This is a genomic window from Streptomyces sp. AC555_RSS877 (genome assembly GCF_019049245.1).
Classification (GTDB): domain Bacteria; phylum Actinomycetota; class Actinomycetes; order Streptomycetales; family Streptomycetaceae; genus Streptomyces.
Genome location: NZ_JAGMUK010000069.1, coordinates 26,409 through 48,628, shown reverse-complemented (window position 1 = coordinate 48,628; position 22,220 = coordinate 26,409). Strand labels below are relative to the sequence as shown.

Genomic DNA, 22,220 nt, shown 5'->3' with positions numbered 1-22,220 from the left:
ATCGAGGGCGGCGCGGCGAACATCGCGGACATCTACCCGCTCGCGCCCCTCCAGGAAGGCATCCTCTTCCACCACCTGATGTCCGGTCAGGGCAGCGGTGACGTGTATGTCCTGCCGATCGTGCTCGCAATGGATTCCCGGGAGCGGCTGGACGCGTTCCTGGAGGCGCTGCAGCAGGTGGTGAACCGGCACGACATCTACCGCACGGCTTTCCTCTGGGAGGAGCTGCGTGAGCCGGTCCAGGTGGTGTTGCGGGAGGTGAATCTGCCCGTCGAGGAGTTCGTTCCCGCTCCCGAAGGCGGCAATACCGTGCAGCAGCTGCTGGCGCATGCCGGAGGCTGGATGGATCTGCGCAGTGCTCCGCTGATCCGGGCGCATGTCGCCGCCGAGCCGGGCGGCGACCGGTGGGTGTGCCTGGTGCGTATCCACCAGACCGTCCGGGACCACACGAGTCAGGAGGCCCTGCTGCGCGAGCTCGGGGCTTTCCTCTCCGGGCAGGGCGACTCGCTGCCTGCAGCCCTTCCGTTCCGCGGCTTTGTGACCCAGGCGCGGCGGGGCGTGGCGCGGGAGGAGCACGAGCGCTACTTCTCGGTGCTGCTCGGTGACCTCCACGAGACGACGGCTCCCTACGGGCTGCTCGACGTGCACGGCGACGGCAGCGATGCCGAACGCGCGCGGTGGTCCGTCGGCGAGGACCTGGCCGGTCGGCTGCGGAGCACGGCGCGCAAGCTCGGCGTGAGCCCGGCCACCGTGTTCCATCTGGCGTGGGCCCGGGTCCTCGCGGCGGTCAGCGGACGGGACGACGTGGTCTTCGGCACCGTGCTGTTCGGGCGGATGAACGCCGGCGCGGGCGCCGATCGCGTCCAGGGTCCACTCATCAACACGCTGCCGGTGCGCGTCCGTGTGGGATCGGAGAGGGTGCCGGACGTACTGGTCGGTCTGCGGGACCAGCTCGCGGAGCTGCTGGTGCATGAGCACGCGCCGCTGGCGCTCGTCCAACGGGCCAGCGGCGTGCCGGGCGGCAGCCCGCTCTTCACCTCGATCTTCAACTACCGGCACCACCAGGCCGCCGCGGAGGCGCTGAAGCACGACAGCGCGACCGTGCTCGAGGGCGTCAGCACTCTGCTCACCAGGGAACGCACCAACTACCCAGTGGCCGTGGCGGTGGATGACCACGGCTCCGGCTTCTCCCTGACCGTGGATGCCGTGGGCTCGGTGGACGCCGAAGCCGTCTGCGCGATGCTGCACACCTGCGTGGACAACCTGGTGGCCGCGCTGGAGACGGCGCCGGAGACCCGGTTCGCGGCGGTCGAGGTGCTGCCGGGGCGCGAGTTGCAGCGGATGCTGGAGGAGTGGAACTCTACCGATGCGCCGGTGGCGGCCCGGATGGCGCAGGAGCTCTTCCAGGCGCAGGTCGCCAGGACTCCCGACGCGGTCGCGGTGGTGGCCGCGGAGAACGAACTGTCGTATGCGGAGCTGGACGCGCGGGCCAACCGCCTGGCGCATTTCCTGCGGGAGTACGGGGTCGGCGCCGAGTCCGTGGTGGGGCTCTCCCTGCCGCGGGGCGTGGCGGCCATAGCCGCGATCCTGGCCGTGTGGAAGGCGGGAGCGGCGTATCTGCCCCTGGACCCGGAGTATCCCGCCGAGCGGCTGGAGTTCATGCTCGCGGACAGCGGAGCCGACGTCGTCGTCGGGCAGAGTGAGCTGACACGCCGGGTCGCCGTGCCGGGACTCCCGGTGCTGGACCTGGACGACCCGGAGGTGGCGGCTGCCCTGGAGGCCGCGCCGGAGACTGCCCCGGCGGTGACCGGCGTGCCCGGCCAGACGGCGTATGTGATCTACACGTCGGGTTCGACGGGGCGGCCAAAGGGCGTAGCGGTGTCGCACGCCGGGCTGGCGGGCCTGGCGGCCGCACAGGTGGAGCGGTTCGCCGTAGCGGAATCCAGCCGCCTGCTGCAGTTCGCGTCGCTGAGCTTCGACGCGGCCGTCTCGGACGTGGTAGTGGCACTGTCGTCCGGTGCGTGTCTGGTCGTGGCGGGAGCGGAGGAGCTGCTGCCCGGACCGGGTCTGGCACGGGTGCTGGCTCGGCACGGGGTGACACATGTGACCCTGCCACCGGCGCTGCTGGCGGAGCTGTCGCCGGAGGACCTGGCGTCGGTGACGACCCTGGTGTCGGCGGGTGAGGCGCTGGCCGCACCGCTGGTGGAGCGCTGGGCGCCGGGGCGTAGGCTGATCAACGCGTACGGGCCGACGGAGACCACCGTCTGCGCGACGATGTCGCAGCCGTTGGCGGTGGACGACACGCCGGACATCGGCGGCCCGATCCGTGGCGTCCGGGCATTCGTCCTGGACGGGCAGCTGGCGCCCGCGCCGGTCGGGGTGATGGGCGACCTGTATGTGGCGGGCCCCAGTCTGGCCCGCGGGTATGTGGGACGCGCGGATCTGACGGCCGAACGGTTTGTGGCCTGCCCGTACGCGGGTGCGGGCGAACGGATGTACCGGACGGGCGACCGGGTGCGTTGGACGGCCGAGGGCCGGCTGGAGTTCGCCGGGCGGGCGGATGAGCAGGTGAAGGTTCGCGGCTTCCGGATCGAGCCTGAGGAGATCGCGTCCGCACTGGTCGGCCACCCCGCGCTGGCCCAGGCCGCGGTGATGGTCCGGGCGGATGCCTCGGGCGACGGGCGGCTGGTCGCCTATGTCGTCCCGGCGGGCGACCGGGTGGACATCGAGGACAGTGCGCTACGTCGGACGGTGCTGGACCACGTCGCACAGACGCTGCCGCAGTACATGGTCCCGCAGGCGGTCGTGGTGCTGGATGCGCTGCCGCTGACGCTCAACGGCAAGCTGGACCGTGCGGCGCTGCCGGAGCCGGACGTCGCTGCGGCGGCGGGCGCGGGCCGGCAGCCGGCCACGGAGCAGGAGCGAATCCTCTGCGAGGTGTTCGCCCAGGTGCTGGGCGTGCCCGTGGTGGGACCGGAGGACGACTTCTTCGCCCTCGGCGGGCATTCGCTGCTGGCCACTCGCCTGGTCAGCCGCGTGCGCACGGCGCTGGGCGTGGAGCTGCCGATCCGGATGGTCTTCACGGCGCCGACGCCGGCCGCACTCGCGGTCTGGCTCGTCGACCAGGGCCCCCATCAGCAGACCGCGAGGCCCGCGTTGCGGCGTATGAGGTGACCTGAGGGCGCGCGACGGTGTGCCACGTGGACGTCAGGGCGGCCATGCGGTCCGCAGCGGGTGCATCGTCGCGCCCGGGTAGGTGCTGGTCAGGCGAGAACCGTACGCAGGCAGGGCCGGGACGGGTTATGGGTGAGAATCGCGGCATGGGGCCGACGAAGGCCCCAGGTCCGTCTGGGCCGATTGCCCGCGCAGCAGTCCCGGTACCTTGCTGGAGGCCCTCGTCGTCTGAGGATCCATCAGGCAAGTCGGCGTCCGATCAGCATCGGTCCGAGACGCATGTCCGTATGCGCCTGGTCGGCGGCTGCAACTTCGCAGCAGCTTGACTCGCGCGGCATGCGAAGGCGAGCAGCCTGCCAGGGAGGCGCACGATGCTCTTGAAAGGTCTTCGAGTCGAAGGCGGGCCGGTGTACAGTGAAGGACGCCCTTGACCTGCAAAAAGCTGGCAGGGAGCCGTCTTCCAGGAGTCCAAAGTGCTGCGTACTTTGTTCAAGTCCAAGATCCATCGAGCCACCGTCACCCAGGCCGACCTGCACTACGTGGGATCGGTGACCATCGACGCCGACCTGCTCGACGCCGCCGACCTGCTGCCCGGCGAGCTGGTGCACATCGTCGACATCACCAACGGCGCCCGGCTGGAGACGTACGTCATCGAGGGTGAGCGCGGTTCGGGTGTCGTCGGGATCAATGGAGCGGCCGCCCACCTCGTCCACCCCGGCGATCTGGTGATCATCATCAGTTACGCTCAGGTGACCGACGCCGAGGCGCGGGCGCTCGAACCCCGGGTCGTGCACGTGGACGGTGACAACCGCATCGTGGCCCTGGGAACCGACCCGTCCGAGCCGGTGCCGGGCTCGGACCAGGAGCGCAGCCCGCAGGCCGTGGTGGTCTGACCTCCGACTCCTGACCCGTGACCCTGATTCTCACGACGATCTTCGGACCAGGAGCGTGTCCATGAGCGACATCGAGATCCGCGACGACCGGGCGGCGGGCCGCCTGGAGGCCATCGGCGACGGTTCCGGTGAAGTGGCCGGCCACATCGAGTACTTCGTGCTCGAGGCGCCCGAGGGCGCGCTCGTCCCGGTCCACACGATCGTCGAACCGGCCCACGAGGGGAAGGGCATCGCGGGCTCCCTGGCGCGTGAGCTGTACGCCATGGCCAAGCGCGAGGGCATCGTCGTCGCCCCGCTGTGCCCGTACGTCGTCACGTGGGCCGAGCGCCACCCCGACGAGGCCCCGCCGGCCGACCCGGGCCTGCTGCGGGCGGCGAAGGAGTGGCTCGTGGCGCACCCGGGGCGGTTCTGAGGTACGCGGTCCGATCTCTCCCAGCGACTCCGGTCGTCCCGCACACCGGCGGACCCACCCGGCTCAGCCCCTTCACGCGGCGGGGTGAGTGGTGGCGCTGGCGTCGGGTACGCGGGGGAGTAGTCCAGAGCCGATGTCGACCGACTGGCCGGAGGACGCCATGACCAACCCGTACGCCGACCCCGTCCACCCGGACCCCACGCCGGGCCCCGGGCCGGGGCCCACCCCCGGCCCGAATCCTCAGCCGCCGAAGCCGTACCCCGACCCGGTGCCGCCCGCGCCGGGCCCCGACCCCGCCCCGCCCGCGCCAGGCCCGGACCCGAGTCCGCCCGCGCCGGGCCCGGACCCGGCCCCGCCCCCTTCGCCGACCCCGGAACCCTCCCCGTCCCCCATCCCGCCGGGCCCGGAGCCGGTCCCGAACCCGGAGCCGGGACCGCCACTGTCCTGAGCCGGCATCGCCGGCCCCAGGCCCTCGGCGCGCAAGAACGGCGGTGGGCGGCCTTCCGGCCGCCCACCGCCGCTGTGCACCTCCGCACCACCTGCCTACTCCGAGACCTCCGACCGGTCCCCGCCCCACAGCGTGTGGAACGATCCGTCCCGGTCGGTCCGCCGGTAGGTGTGCGCGCCGAAGAAGTCCCGCTGCCCCTGCGTGAGTGCCGCGGGCAGCCGCTCCGCGCGCAGGGCGTCGTAGTAGGCGAGGGCCGCCGCGAAGCCCGGCGTCGGGACGCCCTGGCGGGTCGCGGCCACGAGGACCTCGCGCCAGTCGTCCTGGGCCGCCGCGATCTCCTGCGCGAACGTCTCGTCGGACAGCAGGCTCGGCAGGTCCGCCCGGGCGTCGTACGCGGCCCGGATACGGTCCAGGAAGGCCGCGCGGATGATGCAGCCGCCCCGCCAGAGCGCGGAGACGGCGCCGAGGTCGATGTCCCAGCCGTACTCCTCACTGCCCGCGGCGATCTCGTGGAAGCCCTGGGTGTACGACACGATCTTCGAGGCGTACAGCGCCTGCTCCACGCGGTCGGCGAAGGCGCCCGCCTCCGCCTTGCTCAGCGGCGACGCCTTCGGCCCGGCGAGTCCCCGCGAGGCCTCCCGCAGCGCGGCGTGCCCGGAGAGCGAGCGGGCGAAGACCGCCTCGGCGATGCCGGAGACCGGGACGCCGAGGTCGAGGGCGATCTGGACGGTCCAGCGGCCGGTGCCCTTCTGCTCGGCCTGGTCCACCACCACGTCCACGAAGGGCTTGCCGGTCGCTGCGTCCACGTGGGACAGCACCTCGGCGGTGATCTCGATCAGGTAGGAGTCGAGGCGTCCGGTGTTCCAGGTGCGGAAGATGTCCGCGATCTGCGCGGGCTCGTACCCGGCGACATCGCGCAGCAACTGGTACGCCTCGCCGATCAGCTGCATGTCGGCGTACTCGATGCCGTTGTGCACCATCTTCACGAAGTGCCCGGCGCCGTCCGGCCCCACGTGCGTCACGCACGGCGTACCGTCCGCCGCCTTCGCGGAGATCTTCTCCAGCATCGGCCCCAGCGAGTCGTACGACTCCCTGGGCCCGCCCGGCATGATGCTCGGACCGAGCAGCGCGCCCTCCTCGCCGCCCGAGACGCCCATACCGACGAAGTGGATGCCCTGCTCGCGCAGTTCGCGCTCGCGGCGCCGGGTGTCCGCGAAGTGCGCGTTGCCGCCGTCGATGATCATGTCGCCCGGCTCCAGGAGCGGGGCGAACTCCTGGATCACCGCGTCGGTCGGGTCGCCGGCCTTCACCATGACGACCAGGCGCCGCGGTCGCTCCAGAGCCGCCACGAACTCCTTGGCGGTCTCGGCCGCGACGAAGTCGCCCTCGCTCCCGAACTCCTCCACCAGCGCGTGCGTACGCGACGCCGTCCGGTTGTGCAACGCGACCGTGTAGCCGTTGCGCGCGAAGTTGCGGGCGAGGTTGCGGCCCATGACCGCGAGTCCTGTGACGCCGATCTGGGCTGAATTGCTCATTCGGTTGGCTCCTCAAGGATCCGGGGATCCGGTTGTCGGTGGTGCCGGTGGTGCCGGTGGTGCCGGTGCCTGGCGGTCGTGCAGGTCAGTATCGCCCCTCGGCCATCCTGACGTGCCGGTACGCCGGCCGCGCGTCCGGGCTGGGCGGCGCTCCGCAGGCAGATACGCATGAGAGGCACCACCTGGCTCAGCCGCCGCGCAACTGCCGCCTATTCCTGATTTCTTGAACGGAAGCACGGCCGATTGCCGCCTTGTCATGGCCTGTTCGCAGCGCTTACTTTTGCCCCTCCTGACGCATGCCTAGGGGGGCTCTTCATGGCCGTACGCGGCCGGCACCGCCGGTATCAGCCGAACAGGATCAACCGCGCCTCGCTCACCGTCACGGCGGGCGGTGCCGGGATGGCGATGCCGCTCATCGGTGCCGGGGTCGCGCAGGCCGCCGACGTGGACACCTGGAACAAGGTCGCCGCCTGCGAGTCGAGCAACGACTGGAACATCAACACCGGCAACGGCTACTACGGCGGACTGCAGTTCACCCAGTCCACCTGGGAGGCGTACGGCGGCACGCGGTACGCGCCGCGAGCGGATCTGGCCACCAAGGACCAGCAGATCGCCGTGGCGGAGAAGGTGCTGGACGGGCAGGGACCAGGGGCCTGGCCGACGTGCTCGGTGCGGGCCGGCCTGACACGGGGCGGCGACACCCCGGACATCCGTCCCGCCCAGGCCGGCGACAGCGCCGCGAAGAAGCCGGGCAGTGGCTCCGCGGCGGACGTGCAGCCGCAGACCACGCCCCAGTCCCGGGCCGGGACCGCCGAGATGTACACGGTGGTCCGCGGCGACTCGCTTTCCGAGATCGCCGACGCCCAGCGGGTCAAGGGCGGCTGGCGGGGGCTGTACACGGCCAACCGGAAGGCCATCGGACCGGACCCCGACCTGATCGTGCCCGGCCAGCGGCTGAAGCTGCGCGGCCAGGACACCACCACCGCCACCACGACCACCCGGACCGGTGGCGGATCGGCCACCGAGAAGGCCGCCTCGGGCACCCAGGAGACCGAGGAGAAGGCCACGACCAGCCGTTCCCTGGTCTCCCCGGTGAACGCCGGCCCGGGCACGCCGTACCGCAAGACGGGTTCCTCCTGGTCGAAGGGCTACCACACCGGCGTCGACTTCGCCGTGCCCACGGGCACCTCCGTGAAGGCGGTCTCGGCCGGCAAGGTCGTCACCGCCGGGTGGGGCGGATCGTTCGGCTACCAGGTGGTGATCCGGCACTCCGACGGCCGCTACACCCAGTACGCGCACCTGTCGGCGATCTCCGTGAAGAGCGGACAGACGGTGGGCGGCGGCCAGCGGATCGGCCGCTCGGGCTCCACCGGCAACAGCACGGGCCCGCATCTGCACTTCGAGGTGCGTACAGGGCCCGGCTTCGGAACGGACATCGACCCGGTGGCCTACCTGAAGGCCGGCGGCCTCAGGATTTGACGCGCGTGCGGTGCCGGTCGACGACGGGCAGCGGGACGAACAGGCCGGCGTGGAAGGGGCCGTAGAGATACGCCGGCACGTCGGACGCCGACGACGCCGCCCTCTCTGCGGCGTCCTCCGTGCCGGTGTCGCCGTCCAGGGCCGACGGTGAGACCGGGACCGGGACGAGCACCCCGTCGGGCACCGCGGCAGCCGCCGGGGCCGGCACGGAGTCCGGGATCGTGGCAGCGGAGGGGGCCGGCAGGAGCGTGGCTTCCTGGACCGCGGCAGTCGCCGGAGTCGGGACGAGCACGCCGTCCCGGACCCCTGCGGCGACCGGCTGGTCGGGGAACCGGCGGGCCTGGCGCCCTTCGGCCGGAACCGGCTCGGGCAGCGGCGCCACCGGCCGGGCGGTGGGCTCGGGCAGTGGCTCCACGGGCTCCGGGTGGGTGCGCTGCAGCCGCTCGGTGGTCAGCAGGATCAAGCCGCCCGCCGCCACCACACCGCAGCTCAGTGCGAGCGCGGTGCCCGTGGTGCCGTAGCGGAAGGTTTCTCCGAACATCGTGATGCCGACCGCGGCGGCCGCCACCGGGTTGACGACCGTCAGCGTGGCCAGCGGGGCCGCGAGCCCCGCGCCGCGGTAGGCGGCCTGGGACAGCAGCATGCCGGTCGTGGCCAGGACGCCGATCACGGCCAGGGACGGCACGTCGGCCGCGGAGACGCCGCCCGTCCAGTCGACGGCGACGGTCTTGGTGAAGACCGAGGACATGCCGAACGCGATACCGGACGCGATCGCGAGCAGGATGCTGCGCACCGCCGGGTGCCGGTGCGCGGCCCGGCCGGCGATCATCAGCGCGACCACCGCACCGGCGGTGACCACGGCCACCCCCACCCGCTGTGTGGTGTCCAGCGACTGCGCGTCGGACGCGCCGACCAGGGAGAGCAGACCGGCGAGACCGACCGTCGCCATGATCGCGCCGCGCCATGCGGTCGCCCCGGCCTTGCGGCCCACGAACAGGGCCGCCATCGGCAGGGCGAAGACGATGGTCAGCGCGCCCAGCGGCTGCACCAGGCTCAGCGGGCCGTAGGCGAGCGCCACCACGTGCAGCAGTGCACCCAGGCCGTTCAGCGCGACCGCCGCCCACCAGATGGGCCGGCGCATCGGCGCGTACTGCTGACCGGGGGAGGAGACCGCCACCTGCTCCTGGACGATCGCCCCGCCCGCGTACGCCACGGCGGAGATGAACGACAGGAGCACGGACAACGCGAGGGCACTCATGAGCGACTCCTCTGCGTGAGGCGGGGGCGCTGGGCCCGGCGCGGCGTACGGTCGGCTTCCATGACCAACACGATCCCGTGAAAAGTTCTTCCCGTCGTCGTCCCTGAGCAGTTAATGGGTCCTACTGCCGATGGAGTACGAATCGGGCGCAGTCATCCCCAGGGTGGGTGCCCCTGGGCGAACCCCTAGGGGCCGGCGCCCCTAGATGCCTTGGTATTACTGCTCTTCGTGGACCTCGACCCCGATCTCGCCGCGCTGCGCCCGCTCGGCGGCTTCTTCGCACTGCACACGGCAGGAGCCCCGCACGCGTCACCGCCGACGCTCGCGTGCCTGTACGAGCGGGACTCTTGGGATGTTTACGACGATTCTATGACGTTCCGGGTGCGCAAGGTAGGCGCAGCCCTGCGGGCCCCCGAGTCGCGCATCGCGGCCTCCGTGGCCCAGCAAGGGCTCGCCGCCCGCCTGTGGTCGGTGGCTCTCGGCTGCGCCGCCCTCTACGGCCGGGTCCCCGACCTCGACCCGCGGCTGCTGCACTGGGATCCCGACGGCAGCGCCCCCGACGACCTGTGGCTGTCCGCCGTACGGCCGCTGCCCGCGGACGCGAAGACCCTCGCGGACGTCGTGCTGCACGCCCACCTCCAGCCGGTGACCGACATCCTGCACGCCCGGTACCGCGTCGCCGAAGGTCTGCTGTGGGGAAACGCCGCCTCCGCGCTGGCGGGCGCCGCCCGGCAGCTGGACGGCTGGGCGCGGCGTCACGGCCGTACGGACGTGGCCGCGACGGCCCGCGCCCGCACCGCGGAACTCCTCGCCCACCCCCTCCTCGCGGGCGCCGGCACCCTCACCGGCACCGCCTTCCGCCGGCGCAGCTGCTGCCTCTACTACCGTGTGCCCGCCGGGGGCGTGTGCGGTGACTGTTGCTTCACACGACCCCCGCGGTCTTCCCCGCACGCCGCATCTGGGTGACCATGAAGACAAGCAGCCGCTGAGACAGGGGGTTCCGGGTGCGTGTGGGACTGCTGACCCGCGAGTACCCGCCGGATGTGTACGGCGGTGCGGGCGTCCATGTCGAGTTCCTGGCCCGGGAGTTGAGGTCCCTCGTCGACCTCGATGTGCACTGCTGGGGCGAGGGCCGTGCCGACGGCGTGATCCGCCACCGCCCCTGGCCGGTGCTGGACACCGCCAACGACGCGCTGCGCACCTTCTCCGTGGACCTCGCGATGACCGCCGGCCTCGAAGGCCGTGAGCTCGTCCACTCCCACACCTGGTACGCCAACCTCGCCGGCCACCTCGGCAAGCTCCTGTACGGCATCCCGCACGTGATGACCGCCCACTCCCTGGAGCCCCTGCGTCCCTGGAAGGCCGAGCAGCTCGGCGGCGGATACGCCCTCTCCAGCTGGGCGGAGCGCACCGCGATCGAGTCCGCCGACCGGGTGATCGCCGTCTCCGGTGCCATGCGCGAGGACATCCTCGGCTGCTACCCGGCGCTGGATCCGGCCAAGGTCCACATCGTGCACAACGGCATCGACACCAGCCTCTACCGGCCCGACCACGGCACCGACGTCCTGCGCCGCATCGGGCTGGACCCGGACCGCCCGTACGTCCTGTTCGTGGGCCGGATCACCCGCCAGAAGGGCGTGCCGCACCTGCTGCGCGCGGTGCGGGACATCGATCCGGCCGCGCAGGTCGTGCTCTGCGCCGGCGCCCCCGACACCCCCGAGATCGACCAGGAGTTCCGCGAGCTCTTCCAGGAGCTGAGCCGGGTCCGCGAGGGCGTGCACTGGATCCCGCAGATGCTGCCCCGCCCCGAGGTGATCCAGCTTCTGACGCACGCCGCCGTGTTCGCGTGCCCCTCGGTGTACGAACCCCTCGGCATCGTCAACCTGGAGGCGATGGCGTGCGGCACTCCCGTCGTGGCCTCCCGGACCGGCGGGATTCCCGAAGTCGTGGACGACGGGAAGACAGGACTGCTCGTGCCGGTCGACGACGACTTCGAGACGGGCCTGGCGCGGGCGCTGGACTCGGTCCTCGGGGACCCGGCGGCCGCGCGGGAGATGGGCGAGGCCGGGCGGGAGCGAGCGGTGGGCGAGTTCGGCTGGGACGCCGTCGCCCGGCGTACGGTCCGGCTCTACGAGGAGATTCTCAAACCGGATTAGCGGACGAAGTCCTCGAACAGGCGTAGTCCGCCCTGCTCGGGGGCAGGCATGGATGATCAACCCAGGGTGAGGGGAGCGGCCATGCGTCGTGGTGGTCCTTCGGTGCTCGGCATCGTGCTGGCGGGCGGAGAGGGCAAACGCCTGATGCCCCTGACCGCGGACCGCGCGAAACCCGCGGTCACCTTCGGCGGCACGTACCGGCTCGTCGACTTCGTGCTGTCCAACCTGGTCAACGCCGACATCCTGCGCATCTGCGTGCTCACGCAGTACAAGTCGCACTCGCTGGACCGGCACATCACCACCACCTGGCGGATGTCCAGCCTGCTCGGCAACTACGTCACCCCGGTCCCGGCCCAGCAGCGCCTCGGCCCGCGCTGGTACCTGGGCAGCGCGGACGCGATCCTGCAGTCCCTGAACCTCATCTACGACGAACAGCCCGAGTACGTGGCCGTCTTCGGCGCCGACCACGTCTACCGCATGGACCCGCGTCAGATGCTCGCCCAGCACATCGAGAGCGGCGCGGGCGTGACGGTGGCCGGGATACGCGTCCCGCGGGGCGAGTCGTCGGCCTTCGGTGTGATCAGCCCCGGTTCCGACGGCCAGACGGTGGAGCGCTTCCTGGAGAAGCCCGCCGACCCGCCCGGCCTGGCCGACGACCCCGAGTGCGTGTTCGCCTCGATGGGCAACTACATCTTCACCACCAAGGCCCTCATCGAGGCGCTGCAACGGGACGCCGAGGACGTGCACTCGGTGCACGACATGGGCGGCTCGATCCTGCCGCAGCTCACCGACCGAGGCGAGGCCCAGCTGTACGACTTCAGCGCCAACCACGTGCCCGGCGAGACCACCCGCGACCAGGGCTACTGGCGGGACGTCGGCACGCTCGACGCCTACTACGACGCCCACATGGACCTCATCGCCGAGCGCCCCACCTTCAACCTGTACAACCGCAGCTGGCCCATCTACACCCACTCGGGTCAGCTCTCCCCGGCCCGTTTCAACGCGGGCGGCATCGCGAGCGAGTCCATCATCAGCGCGGGCTGCCTGATCCGCGGCCAGGTCACCCGGTCGGTCCTGTCGCCGGGTGTCGTGGTCGACCCGGGAGCCGTGGTCCAGGGCTCGGTGCTGCACGACAACGTGCACATCGGGCGGGGCGCGGTGGTGCGCGGTGCCGTGCTCGACAAGAACGTCCAGGTCCCTCCGGGCGCGACCATCGGCGTGAATCCGGAGCGGGACGCCGAGCTGTACACGGTGTCCAAAGGCGGAGTGATCGCGCTGGGGAAGGGCCAGCAGGTGCCCTGATTTCCTGGGCCTTTGCCCCTGTGACAGCCGGGGCCCAGGGCGCCGGACTTAATCTGCTGTTAACTGAGCGTAGCCTGATCGTACTTGACCGTAATCGCTTGGGGGCGATTGACTGCTTGCCTCACCCGTCGTCGACGCGAGGCAAGCCATTGACTCCTGACCTGCTCGCACCTCTCGACCTGGCGTTCTGGAACATGGAATCCGCCGAGCACCCCATGCACCTGGGCGCACTCGGCGTCTTCACGGCACACTCGCCCACCGCGGGTGCTCACGCGGCCGACCTGCTGGCCGCACGGGCCGCCGCGGTGCCCGGACTGCGGATGCGGATCCGGGACGTGTGGCCCCTGGGCTTCCCGGGGGCCTTCGGCGGCGCGGCACGCGAGCCCGCTCCGGACTTCGACCCGCTCGACCACGTCACCCTGCACGCCCCCACCGCGGACTTCCAGGCCGAGGCCGGCCGGCTGATGCAGCGGCCGCTGGAGCGGGACCGGCCGCCGTGGGAGGCGCATGTGCTGCCGGGTGCGGACGGCGTCTCGTTCGCCGTGCTCTTCAAGTTCCACCACGCCCTGGCCGACGGCCTGCGCGCACTGACGCTCGCCGCGGCGGTCCTGGACCCGATGGACGTGCCGGCCCGCCGTCCCCGCCCCGCCGAGCCGCCCCGCGGCCTCCTCCCGGACGTCCGCAGACTGCCGGGGCTGGTGCGCGGCGCCCTGTCCGACGTGGGCCGGGCCCTGGACATCGGCACCTCGGTCGCCCGCTCCACCCTGGACGTACGTACCACCGCTGCCCTCACCGCCCGGTCCAGCGGCACCCGCCGCACCGCCGGGGTGGTGGTCGACATCGACGACGTGCACCGCGTCCGCAAGGCCGTCGGCGGCACCGTCAACGACGTCCTGATCGCCGTCGTCGCCGGCGCCCTGCGCAGCTGGCTGGACGAGCGGGGTGACGGCAGCGAGGGTGTCGCGCCCCGCGCCCTGATCCCCGTGTCCAGGCGCCGCCCGCGCACCGCCCACCCACAGGGCAACCGGCTCTCCGGGTACCTGATACGGCTTCCTGTCGCCGACCCGGACCCGCTCGGCCGCCTCGCCACGGTCCGCACGGCCATGGACCGCAACAAGGACGCCGGGCCCAACCGGGGCGCCGGCGCCGTCGCCCTGCTCGCCGACCACGTCCCGGCGCTCGGCCACCGCATCGGCGGACCGCTGATGAGCCAGGCCGCGCGGCTGTGGTTCGACATCCTGGTCACCAGCGTGCCGCTGCCGGGCATCGGCCTGAAGCTCGGCGGCAACCCCGTCACCGAGGTCTATCCCTTCGCCCCGCTGGCCGGCGGGCAGTCCCTCGCGGTCGCGATCTCGACCTACCGCGGGCGGGTGCACTACGGGCTCGTCGCCGACGCCGAGGCCGTGCCGGACCTCGATCGTCTGGCCCTGGCCGTGACCGCGGAGGTGGAGACGCTGATCGCCGCCTGCGACCCATGATCGTCACGGGTTTGGTGCTATGGCCCGGCGCTCCGTAAAATGCCCTGTTCGAAAGCGGTCGTCGTCGGAGCGCCGCGCGAAACACCCAGGGAACGGCAGCGGCCATGACGGTGACAGACAACGGCTCGGCGACCACGGACGAGATCGTCTACGGTCCCGGCATCGACCCGGAGCGGCTCGCCGTCTGCCTCAGTGTGCTCGAGGAGCTCGACAAGCTGGACGTCGACCACCCCGACGCGATCACCGTGCGCCGGGCCACCGCGGGCATCTACCGCAGCGTCAAGCAGCGCCGCCGCCAGGAGCGCCGGGCCGCCAAGACCGCTCACGACAAAGCGGTCACGGAGGCCACGGCGACCGGCTCCGCCCAGCGCATCGACGACGAGACGGAGGGCATCCTGCCGTCGTCGGCCACCGGGGAGGGGAAGCTCGCGGGGATACTCCAGCGCCCGCGCTCCTGCTACACCTGCAAGGCGCGGTACGTGGAAGTCGACTACTTCTACCACCAGCTCTGTCCCGACTGTGCCGGTCTGAACCGTGCCAAGCGCGACGCCCGCGCCGACCTCACCGGCAAGCGCGCCCTGCTCACCGGCGGCCGCGCCAAGATCGGCATGTACATCGCGCTGCGACTGCTGCGCGACGGCGCGCACACGACGGTCACCACGCGCTTCCCGAAGGACGCCATCCGCCGCTTCAAGGCCATGGACGACTCGGGGGACTGGATGCACCGCCTGGAGGTCGTCGGCATCGACCTGCGCGACCCGGCACAGGCCGTGGCCCTCGCCGACCAGGTGGCCGAGGCCGGTCCCCTCGACATCCTCATCAACAACGCGACGCAGACCGTGCGCCGCCTGCCCTCCGCCTACGCCGCCCTGGTCGAGGGCGAGAGCGCCCCGCTGCCCGCCGGTGAACTGCCCGCCCACCGCGTCATCGGCGCCTTCGGCTCCGGCGCGGTTGACGGCCTGGCGGCCCTGCCCGAGGGAATCTCCGGCATGGACGCGCAGCAGGTCGCCGACCTCGCCCTGGTCGCGGGCAACGCCAGCGTCGCCCGGCACCTCGACGGCACCGCCATCGACGCGGGCGGTCTCGTCCCCGACGTCGTCGACAGCAACACCTGGGTGCAGACGATCGAGCAGATCTCCCCGGTGGAGCTCCTCGAGACCCAGCTGTGCAACTACACGGCGCCGTTCATCCTGATCAGCAAGCTCCGCCCGGTCATGGCCGCCGCCGCCGGGCAGGCGACGAGCGGGCGCGCGCACGTCGTGAACGTCTCGGCGATGGAAGGTGTCTTCGGCCGCGGCTACAAGGGCGCCGGCCACCCGAACACGAACGCCGCCAAGGCCGCGATGAACATGGTGACGCGGACCAGCGCCCAGGAGATGTTCCAGACCGACGGCATCCTCATGACCTCGGTCGACACCGGCTGGATCACCGACGAGCGCCCCCACTACGACAAGCTGCGCCTCGCGGAGGAGGGCTTCCACGCCCCCCTCGACCTGGTCGACGGAGCGGCCCGCGTCTACGACCCGATCGTGCGCGGCGAGGCGGGCGAGGACGTGTACGGCGTCTTCCTCAAGGACTACGCGCCGGGCAAGTGGTAGGGCGCTAATCCGCTGGCCAGCCGGAGCGTCGCTGTCCTACGGTGGGAAGCGAACGCCGGTGTGCCCGGTGCGATGGTCACGCGTACTTCCTGGTTCGACTCCATGCAGGCCCGCCCTCGGGCCTGTCGCCCTTCGGGGGCGATCGCGTAGCCGCCTTGATCTCGGGCACCCGCGCCGGCGCGTCGTGTTCATCGGTGTCCGGGCGCTTGTCCGCCGGCCTCCGGCGGTGCCTGGGAGCGCAGCCGCTCGTGCACCGCGTACGGCGCCGACGTGGACGCTGCCCGCACCCGCGTGCCCCCGTCCACCAACAGGTCCGCGCCGGTCACCCACTGCGCCGCGTCCGAAGCCAGCCACGCCACTGCCCGCGCCACGTCCTCGGGTTCTCCGATCCGCCCGAGCGGCAGCCCTGCCGCCACGTCCCGCTCGCCCGGCTCCCACACGAAGCGCGCCATCTCGGTGCGTACGAGGCCGGGGGAGACGGAGTTGACGCGCACCCTGGGGGCGAGTTCGCCCGCCAGTTGCCCGGTCAGATGCAGCAGGGCCGCCTTGCTGGTGCCGTACGCGCCGACGCCCGGCCCCACGTGCCCGGCGCCCTCCGTGCAGACGTTCACCACCGCGCCGCCGTGCTCGCCCATCCAGGCCCGCCACGCGCACTGCACCAGCCGCAGGGCGGCCTCGACGTTGACCGTGAACGCCTCGCGCCAAGCGTGCGGATCCGCCTCCATGAGCGGCCCGAACGGCTGGTTCGTCGCCGCGTTGTTGACCACGATGTCGATCCGGCCGAACTCGCGCAGCGTCAGTTCCGTGACCTCCCGCAGGTGGTCGGGGTCGGCCACACTGCCCGCCAGTCCGACACCGCCCAGCTCCCCGGCGGTCCGGCGCACGGCGTCGCCGTCGCGGGCGGTCACGCACACCAGCGCCCCGGCCTCGCTCAACTCGCGGGCCACGGCCCGCCCGATGCCGCGCGTGGCACCGGTGACGATCGCGGCCCTGCCCCGGAGTGCCTGAAGTCCTCGGTGCCCTTGCGGTCCGTACGACGACGTCATCGGCGTACCGTCTCATGACGGGATCCGAACTACGCCGCTTGTGCGGTGGCGTAGGCCATCCGAGGGACCATCAAAACGGGCGCGACGTAACAAAACGGTGCAGACTCCGCCTAGGGAAACACGGGGCGACTTCGGATAGTTACCCTTTGTTTTCAGCCCTATCGAGCGGCCTGCCGCTCATTTGGTTAGTCTGTAGCGGACGGACAGCAGTACCGGGTTCTACCCACACCCAAGGTCCGTCATGGGACACACCCGTTCACAACGGCCTGCTCTCGTACGAGCAACCGACGCCACCGCGTCCAACTGCCTCTAGCCACACCCAAGCGGGCGTCTGGTACCTGGCCGCAGACTGGGCAGGTACGCCCCGAGGGTGACCCGACACATAAGGAGTGCGCGGTGACACCGGAGACATCGAATCGCGAGCAACGCCCCAAGGAACGCACGGAGCGTGCGGGCCGCCGAGCCGGAGAGCTCGGCAGCCTCGACGTGTGGGCCCGGTCGGCCCCCATCCGCCTGGCGGGCTACGAGGACGACCTCGCCGAGCCCCACATCCTGCCCAGCGTGGACTGACGCCCGGGCCGAACCCGTCGTCGCGATCGCCGAACGCATGGGCGTGCGAGACTCACGCCCATGCTGATCAGAGAAGCCGTGGCCCAGGACTGGCCACGGATCTGGCCTTTCTGGCACCGGATCGTCGCCGCAGCCGACACCTACACCTGGGACCCGGACACCTCGGAAGAGGCGGCACGCGCCCTGTGGATGGCCCCGGCCAAACGCGTCTACGTCGTCGAGGACGACACCGGTGCCCTCGTCGCCTCCGCCTACCTCACCGCCAACTACGGCGGCCCCGCCGCCCGCATCGCCAACGCGGGCTTCATGGTCGACCCCGACCAGGGCGGCCGGGGCATCGGCCGCGCCCTCGCCGAGCACGTCCTGGACGCGGCGCGGGCCGAGGGCTACCGGGGCATGGTGTTCAACGCCGTCGTCGAGACCAACCCGGCCGTGAAGCTGTGGACCTCCTTCGGCTTCACGATCCTCGGCACGGTCCCGGACGCCTACGCACACCCCCGGCACGGGCGGGTGGGCCTGCACATCATGTACAAGACCCTCTAGCTGCCTCTACTGCAGAGGTGCCGTCCGCTGCCACGGGCGCCGCTCCTCCAACTGCTCCGCCACCGCGAGCAGATCCGCCTCCGAGCCCGGCCGCCCCACCAGCTGTACGGCGCAGGGGGCGCCGGAGGGCAGGGTGCCGAACGGGACCGACATGGCAGGCCAGCCGGTCAGGTTCCACGGCGGGGTCAGGGGCGAGTAGTTCGTGTTGGCCAGGACGTTGCGCAGCCAGCCCCGCTCGTGCCAGGCCGCGGCCTTGGGGGAGCGGCGGGCGAGCGCCGGGATGATCAGCACGTCATGCTCGGCGAAGAACGGCTCCAGACGCCGGCGCAGCGCCTCACGCCCCTCCCCGGACCGCACGGTGTTCACGAAACGGCGGCCCACGGTCGCGTGCACCCGGGTGCGCCGTGTCAGCAGCCGCCGGTCGAGACCCTGGGCGTCGATCGCGGTGCCGGCCGTCCAGTGGGCGAGCGAGGTGAAGCTCAGTGACAGCGGGTACGGCGGATCGGCACGGCGGACCCGATGGCCGGCCTTCATGAGCAGCTCCGCCGCCTCCCGGACCGCTGTCGTATACGGCGTGCTGACGGCGGTGCCGGCGATCGGGCTGCGCAGGGAGACGGCCACCCTGTGCGTGGCGGACGCGTCCCGTCGTACGAACCCGGTGCCCGCGAGGACCGACAGCATCAGGCGCGCGTCCTCGACCGTGGTCGCCAGGGGGCCGTTCTCGGACATGCCGAACCAGTCGCCCTCGCTGATGCCGGCCGGGACCACGTGGGGGCCGGGCTTGATGGTGACCAGGCCGCAGTTGGCCGCGGGTATGCGCAGGGAGCCCATGCCGTCGTTGCCCAGGGCGATCGGCACCAGTCCGGCGGCGACAGCGGCCGCGCTGCCGCCGGACGAGCCGCCGGCCGTGCGCGAGATGTCCCACGGGTTGCGGGCGGTGCCGTGGACGCCCTCCGAGGTGCCGAAGACGCACAGTTCGGGCACGTTGGTCAGCCCCACGACCACCGCACCGGCCGCCCGCAGCCGGGCCACGGTGACATGGTCCTCGTCGGCGGGCGTCTCGGGCGTCGCCGCGGAGCCGATACGCATGGCCTCGCCGCGCACGGCGAGGTTGTCCTTGACGGCCACCGGCACGCCCGCCAGGGGCAGTTCGCCCAGGTCACCCCTCGTGGCCACCTCGTCGGCCTCGGCGAGCGCGGCCTCGGCCCGGACCACCCGGAAGGCGCCGACGCGGGGGTCGAGCCGTTCGATCCGGGCGAGGTGTTCGGCCACCACCTCGCGGGGCGTGGCCCGCTTCTCCCGTACGGCGGCGGCGATCTCGGCGGCGGTCCGGCCGACCCAGCTGGTCACGGGGGCTCCTCAGGGGCTACTCGCGAGTACGTAGGGAGAACTCTGCCCGGCAGCGGGCGCCGCGTCGAGAGCGCTCACGCTTGGACATTCCGACCGGTCTTCTTGGGCTCGTGCGATCGATCACCCGACTTCACTGCCATCGGGACCCGTTGACAGGCCTATAGGGCGAGCCAATCAGCAGGCCTCCGATGCATGGGAGTCGCTGATGAGAAGACGGCTGAGACTGATCGGCGTCATGGCGGTGCTGATGGTGTTCCTGGCGCCGGGTCCGGCGCTCGCGCGACAGGAGCCGGGTCCGCCGCTCACTGTCCCCGCCCTGACCGACTGGACGCCCGCCTGAGAGGCCTCAGCGCAGGTGGCGCTCGAAGAACGCCGTGGTGGCGTCCATCGAACGCGGCCACTGCGGTCCGAACGTGTGTCCCTCGCCGGTGTACGTGCGCAGCTCGACGTCCTTGCCCGCGGCCTCGAACGCGGCGACCGTCTGCTTCGTCCAGGTGAGGGGGCACGTGTCGTCGGCGGTGCCGTGGTGGATGAGCAGCGGCTCGGTCACGCGGTCGACGTAGGTGACCGGCGAGACCGCGCGCCAGAAGGCCGGATTCTCCTTCGGGGTGCCGTGCTCCGCCTCGATCTCGGCGACGACGGGGTCGTCGTCGGGGCGCTGGAAGTGGTCGATGTTCTCGGCCGGGCGCGAGCTGACCGGCGCGAAGGCGACGGCGGCGTCGAACAGCCCTGGAGCCACCACCAGGGCGTTGTAGACGACGCCGCCGCCCATCGACCGGCCCAGCAGTCCGATGCGGTCGCCGTCGATCTCCGGACGCCCGGACGAGCGCAGGGCCAGTGCCGCTCCGATGACATCCTCGGTGTAGCCGAGGCGCAGGTTGACGTCGTTGTCCGGATCGTCGTCCGAGTCCGCGTGGTTGCGGTAGTCGGTGTGCAGGACGACGTAGCCCTCGCGGGCCAGCAGGTCCTGTTCGCGGGCCAGGCCCCGGCCGGTGGTGTAGACGGCGGGGTCGATGTAACCGTGGGCCAGGACCAGCGCGGGGAACGGTCCCTTGCCGGTCGGGATGTTCAGCAGGCCCGAGATCGTCAGCCCGTTCGCCTCGTACGTCACCCGGTAACCGGTGTAGGCGGCGGTGCGGGTGAGGACGGCGCCGAGCCGCAGGTCGGAGCCCTGGTGCTCGCGCTGGATCAGGCCCGGGATCGACACCGGGTCGACGGGCGTGGGGGTCGGGGAGGGCGTCGCGGTGGGGGCCCGGCTCGTGGTGGCGGTCGGCGCGGGCGGGGTGGTGCGGGCGGCGTCACCGTCGGCACCGCCCCCGGTGCAGCCGACCGTGGCCACCAGCATCGTCGCGGCGGCTGCGCAGAGCGTTCCCCATGACCGCATACGGCTAGTGTTCCCCGATCGGTGAGGGGGCACCGAAGCGCACCTTCACTCCCGGCGAGTAGAGCACGCTGACCGGCGGGCCCGTCATGCGCGGCAGGCCCGCGGCCGTGACCAGGCCGTCGTCGAGGTCGAGCAGCTCGGCCCGGTGCAGCGGCCACGGCGCGTGCTCGTTGGGCAGGTGCAGGGTGCGCCCGTGCCACGAGACATGCAGACCCCACCGTGCCGTCAGGAACAGTTCCAGAGGGGTGGGTTCCGCGATCGGCCGGCCGGTGCGCACCGTCGCACGGCTCACCGGCCCGCCGGCCGCGGGGCGTCCCCGCCGGCAGCTGTAGGCGATCACATCGTGCTCGCGGCGCAGACGCATCGACGACCACGTGTACGGCAGCCGGACCCCGAGCCGGCCGATCAGGACGGGGAGCAGCCGGGCCGCGTCCAGGGACCGGAAGACGACGCCGCGCCGGCCCTGGCCGTCGACCGAGTAGAGGCGCACGTTCGTCTCGCAGAACGTGCCGAGGTACGGCAGCCCGGGACCCGGTCCCAGGCCCACCCCGCGCATCAGGAACGGGACCAGCCCGACGTAGGTGACCCCGTCCAGGGTGTCCGGGCGGGTGCCGGCCGGCAACAGCGCCGCCACCCGGTCCGGCTCCACCGGCCAGTGCAGGAAGGTCAGGTCATGCCAGCCCTGCACCAGCGTGGGCCGCCGCACGGGGCGTGGCGTGGACAGGGTGACCGGCTCGGTCTGCATACCGCAGCGTCCCACAGCCCGTGATCGACGGGCGTCCGGCCCCTGACCGACGGGCGTCCGGCCTCCGACCCGCGGACGCCCGGCCCCGGTTCAGCGGATGCCGTCGACCACCTGGGAGCGCAGCCACTGCTCCACCTCCCCCACGTGCGCGGCGGCGGCCGCCCGCGCCGCCTCCGGGTCGCGGGCGACCAGCGCGCGGTGGATCGCCGCGTGCTCGCGGCGGGTGCGGGCGAAGGCGCCCTCCTCCTGGTAGCCGCGCCAGACACGGGCACGGAAGGTGCGGGAGGACAGGCCGTCCAGGATGGCGGCCATGGTCTCGTTGCCGGCGGCCGCGGCGATCTCGCGGTGGAAGGCCAGGTCGTGGGCGAGGATTTCCTCGGGGTCCTCGGTGGCGTTCATGGCCGTGAGGTGTTTCTCGACCTCGGCGAGCTGGTCCGGGGTGATCCGGGCCGCGGCCAGCGCGGTCGCCGTCGACTCCAGGATGCGGCGCACCTCGAGCAGCTCCACCAGGCGCGGGCCGCGCGAGAGGTCGGCGACCACACCGAAGGTCTCCAGCAGGTCGCCGGCCTCCAGCTGTGTCACGTAGATGCCCGAGCCGTGCCGGGCCTCCAGCACGCCCAGCACCGTGAGCGCGCGGATGGCCTCGCGCATCGAACTGCGGGAGATGCCGAGCTGGACCGCCAGATCGCGCTCGGTGGGCAGTCGCTGGCCCGGCTCCAGCCGCCCTTCGCCGATCATCGCCTTGATCCGCTCGATGGCGCGCTGCGTCACGGTGCCCTTCTGGGGGGCCGTCTCGTCCACGCCGTTCCTCCACTCACCGGGTGCGCCGCAGTCTAACCACCAGAGTGG

At 72.1% G+C, this 22,220-nt stretch carries 19 protein-coding genes; 12 read left to right on the top strand and 7 right to left on the bottom strand.

Translation table 11 applies throughout. The features are described from left to right. The 3 genes from KUM49_RS29920 to KUM49_RS29910 form a co-directional block, all read left to right on the top strand. Positions 1–3,174 (top strand): non-ribosomal peptide synthetase (locus KUM49_RS29920; protein ID WP_217240090.1); only part of this gene is annotated, 3,174 nt, incomplete at its 5' end. A gap of 473 nt (positions 3,175–3,647) precedes the next feature. Next, positions 3,648–4,067: an aspartate 1-decarboxylase gene (gene panD / locus KUM49_RS29915; RefSeq protein WP_217240089.1), complete on the top strand. Its 420-nt coding sequence runs from the start codon at positions 3,648–3,650 to the stop codon at positions 4,065–4,067. 61 nt (positions 4,068–4,128) lie between these two features. Continuing rightward, positions 4,129–4,479: a GNAT family N-acetyltransferase gene (locus KUM49_RS29910; RefSeq protein WP_217240088.1), complete on the top strand. Its 351-nt coding sequence runs from the start codon at positions 4,129–4,131 to the stop codon at positions 4,477–4,479. Positions 4,480–5,022: 543 nt separating this feature from the next. On the opposite strand, the gene gndA is transcribed toward KUM49_RS29910, so the two are convergent. Continuing rightward, positions 5,023–6,462, bottom strand: coding sequence for an NADP-dependent phosphogluconate dehydrogenase (gene gndA, locus KUM49_RS29905; protein ID WP_217240087.1), 1,440 nt, complete (start codon positions 6,460–6,462; stop codon positions 5,023–5,025). Positions 6,463–6,777: 315 nt separating this feature from the next. Between gndA and KUM49_RS29900 the strand changes: the two genes are divergently transcribed. Further along, positions 6,778–7,941, top strand: coding sequence for a transglycosylase family protein (locus tag KUM49_RS29900; protein WP_217240086.1), 1,164 nt, complete (start codon positions 6,778–6,780; stop codon positions 7,939–7,941). On the opposite strand, the gene KUM49_RS29895 is transcribed toward KUM49_RS29900, so the two are convergent. After that, entirely contained in the window at positions 7,931–9,199 is a 1,269-nt protein-coding gene (locus KUM49_RS29895; RefSeq protein ID WP_217240085.1) for a DMT family transporter, read from the bottom strand. The genes KUM49_RS29900 and KUM49_RS29895 overlap by 11 nt on opposite strands. Before the next feature lie 210 nt (positions 9,200–9,409). Between KUM49_RS29895 and KUM49_RS29890 the strand changes: the two genes are divergently transcribed. The 5 genes from KUM49_RS29890 to KUM49_RS29870 all read left to right on the top strand — a co-directional run bounded on the left by KUM49_RS29890 (position 9,410) and on the right by KUM49_RS29870 (position 15,733). Beyond that, the gene (locus KUM49_RS29890) at positions 9,410–10,165 is read left to right on the top strand and encodes an IucA/IucC family C-terminal-domain containing protein (protein ID WP_217240084.1); all 756 of its coding nucleotides are present in this window, start codon (positions 9,410–9,412) and stop codon (positions 10,163–10,165) included. 38 nt (positions 10,166–10,203) lie between these two features. Continuing rightward, positions 10,204–11,355, top strand: coding sequence for a glycogen synthase (gene glgA, locus KUM49_RS29885; protein WP_217240083.1), 1,152 nt, complete (start codon positions 10,204–10,206; stop codon positions 11,353–11,355). Positions 11,356–11,436: 81 nt separating this feature from the next. Next, positions 11,437–12,657 (top strand): glucose-1-phosphate adenylyltransferase, encoded by a 1,221-nt coding sequence (gene glgC, locus KUM49_RS29880; RefSeq protein WP_217240082.1) that lies wholly within the window; start codon positions 11,437–11,439, stop codon positions 12,655–12,657. Positions 12,658–12,806: 149 nt separating this feature from the next. Beyond that, entirely contained in the window at positions 12,807–14,135 is a 1,329-nt protein-coding gene (locus KUM49_RS29875) for a wax ester/triacylglycerol synthase family O-acyltransferase (RefSeq protein ID WP_217240081.1), read from the top strand. Positions 14,136–14,239: 104 nt separating this feature from the next. After that, positions 14,240–15,733 (top strand): SDR family NAD(P)-dependent oxidoreductase, encoded by a 1,494-nt coding sequence (locus tag KUM49_RS29870; RefSeq protein ID WP_217240080.1) that lies wholly within the window; start codon positions 14,240–14,242, stop codon positions 15,731–15,733. Positions 15,734–15,921: 188 nt separating this feature from the next. On the opposite strand, the gene KUM49_RS29865 is transcribed toward KUM49_RS29870, so the two are convergent. Continuing rightward, entirely contained in the window at positions 15,922–16,779 is an 858-nt protein-coding gene (locus KUM49_RS29865) for an SDR family oxidoreductase (RefSeq protein WP_217240079.1), read from the bottom strand. Between the two features lie 396 nt (positions 16,780–17,175). On the opposite strand from KUM49_RS29865, the gene KUM49_RS29860 reads away from it, so the two are divergent. Further along, positions 17,176–17,349, top strand: a complete 174-nt coding sequence (locus KUM49_RS29860) for a hypothetical protein (protein ID WP_217240078.1) — start codon at positions 17,176–17,178, stop codon at positions 17,347–17,349. Positions 17,350–17,409: 60 nt separating this feature from the next. Next, a complete protein-coding gene (locus KUM49_RS29855) occupies positions 17,410–17,892 on the top strand; it encodes a GNAT family N-acetyltransferase (RefSeq protein ID WP_217240077.1) in 483 nt (160 codons plus the stop codon). Between the two features lie 6 nt (positions 17,893–17,898). On the opposite strand, the gene KUM49_RS29850 is transcribed toward KUM49_RS29855, so the two are convergent. Beyond that, a complete protein-coding gene (locus KUM49_RS29850) occupies positions 17,899–19,242 on the bottom strand; it encodes an amidase (RefSeq protein WP_217240076.1) in 1,344 nt (447 codons plus the stop codon). A 205-nt stretch (positions 19,243–19,447) separates the two neighbouring features. On the opposite strand from KUM49_RS29850, the gene KUM49_RS49900 reads away from it, so the two are divergent. Next, positions 19,448–19,582: a hypothetical protein gene (locus KUM49_RS49900; RefSeq protein WP_302185503.1), complete on the top strand. Its 135-nt coding sequence runs from the start codon at positions 19,448–19,450 to the stop codon at positions 19,580–19,582. Between the two features lie 6 nt (positions 19,583–19,588). Here the strand turns inward: KUM49_RS49900 and KUM49_RS29845 are convergent, their stop codons facing one another. From KUM49_RS29845 to KUM49_RS29835, 3 genes are all read right to left on the bottom strand, one after another. Beyond that, the gene (locus KUM49_RS29845; RefSeq protein WP_254401996.1) at positions 19,589–20,626 is read right to left on the bottom strand and encodes a S9 family peptidase; all 1,038 of its coding nucleotides are present in this window, start codon (positions 20,624–20,626) and stop codon (positions 19,589–19,591) included. Positions 20,627–20,630: 4 nt separating this feature from the next. Then, positions 20,631–21,371 (bottom strand): YqjF family protein, encoded by a 741-nt coding sequence (locus tag KUM49_RS29840; protein WP_217240075.1) that lies wholly within the window; start codon positions 21,369–21,371, stop codon positions 20,631–20,633. 90 nt (positions 21,372–21,461) lie between these two features. Next, entirely contained in the window at positions 21,462–22,172 is a 711-nt protein-coding gene (locus KUM49_RS29835) for a FadR/GntR family transcriptional regulator (protein ID WP_217240074.1), read from the bottom strand. Between the last annotated feature and the right edge of the window lie 48 nt (positions 22,173–22,220).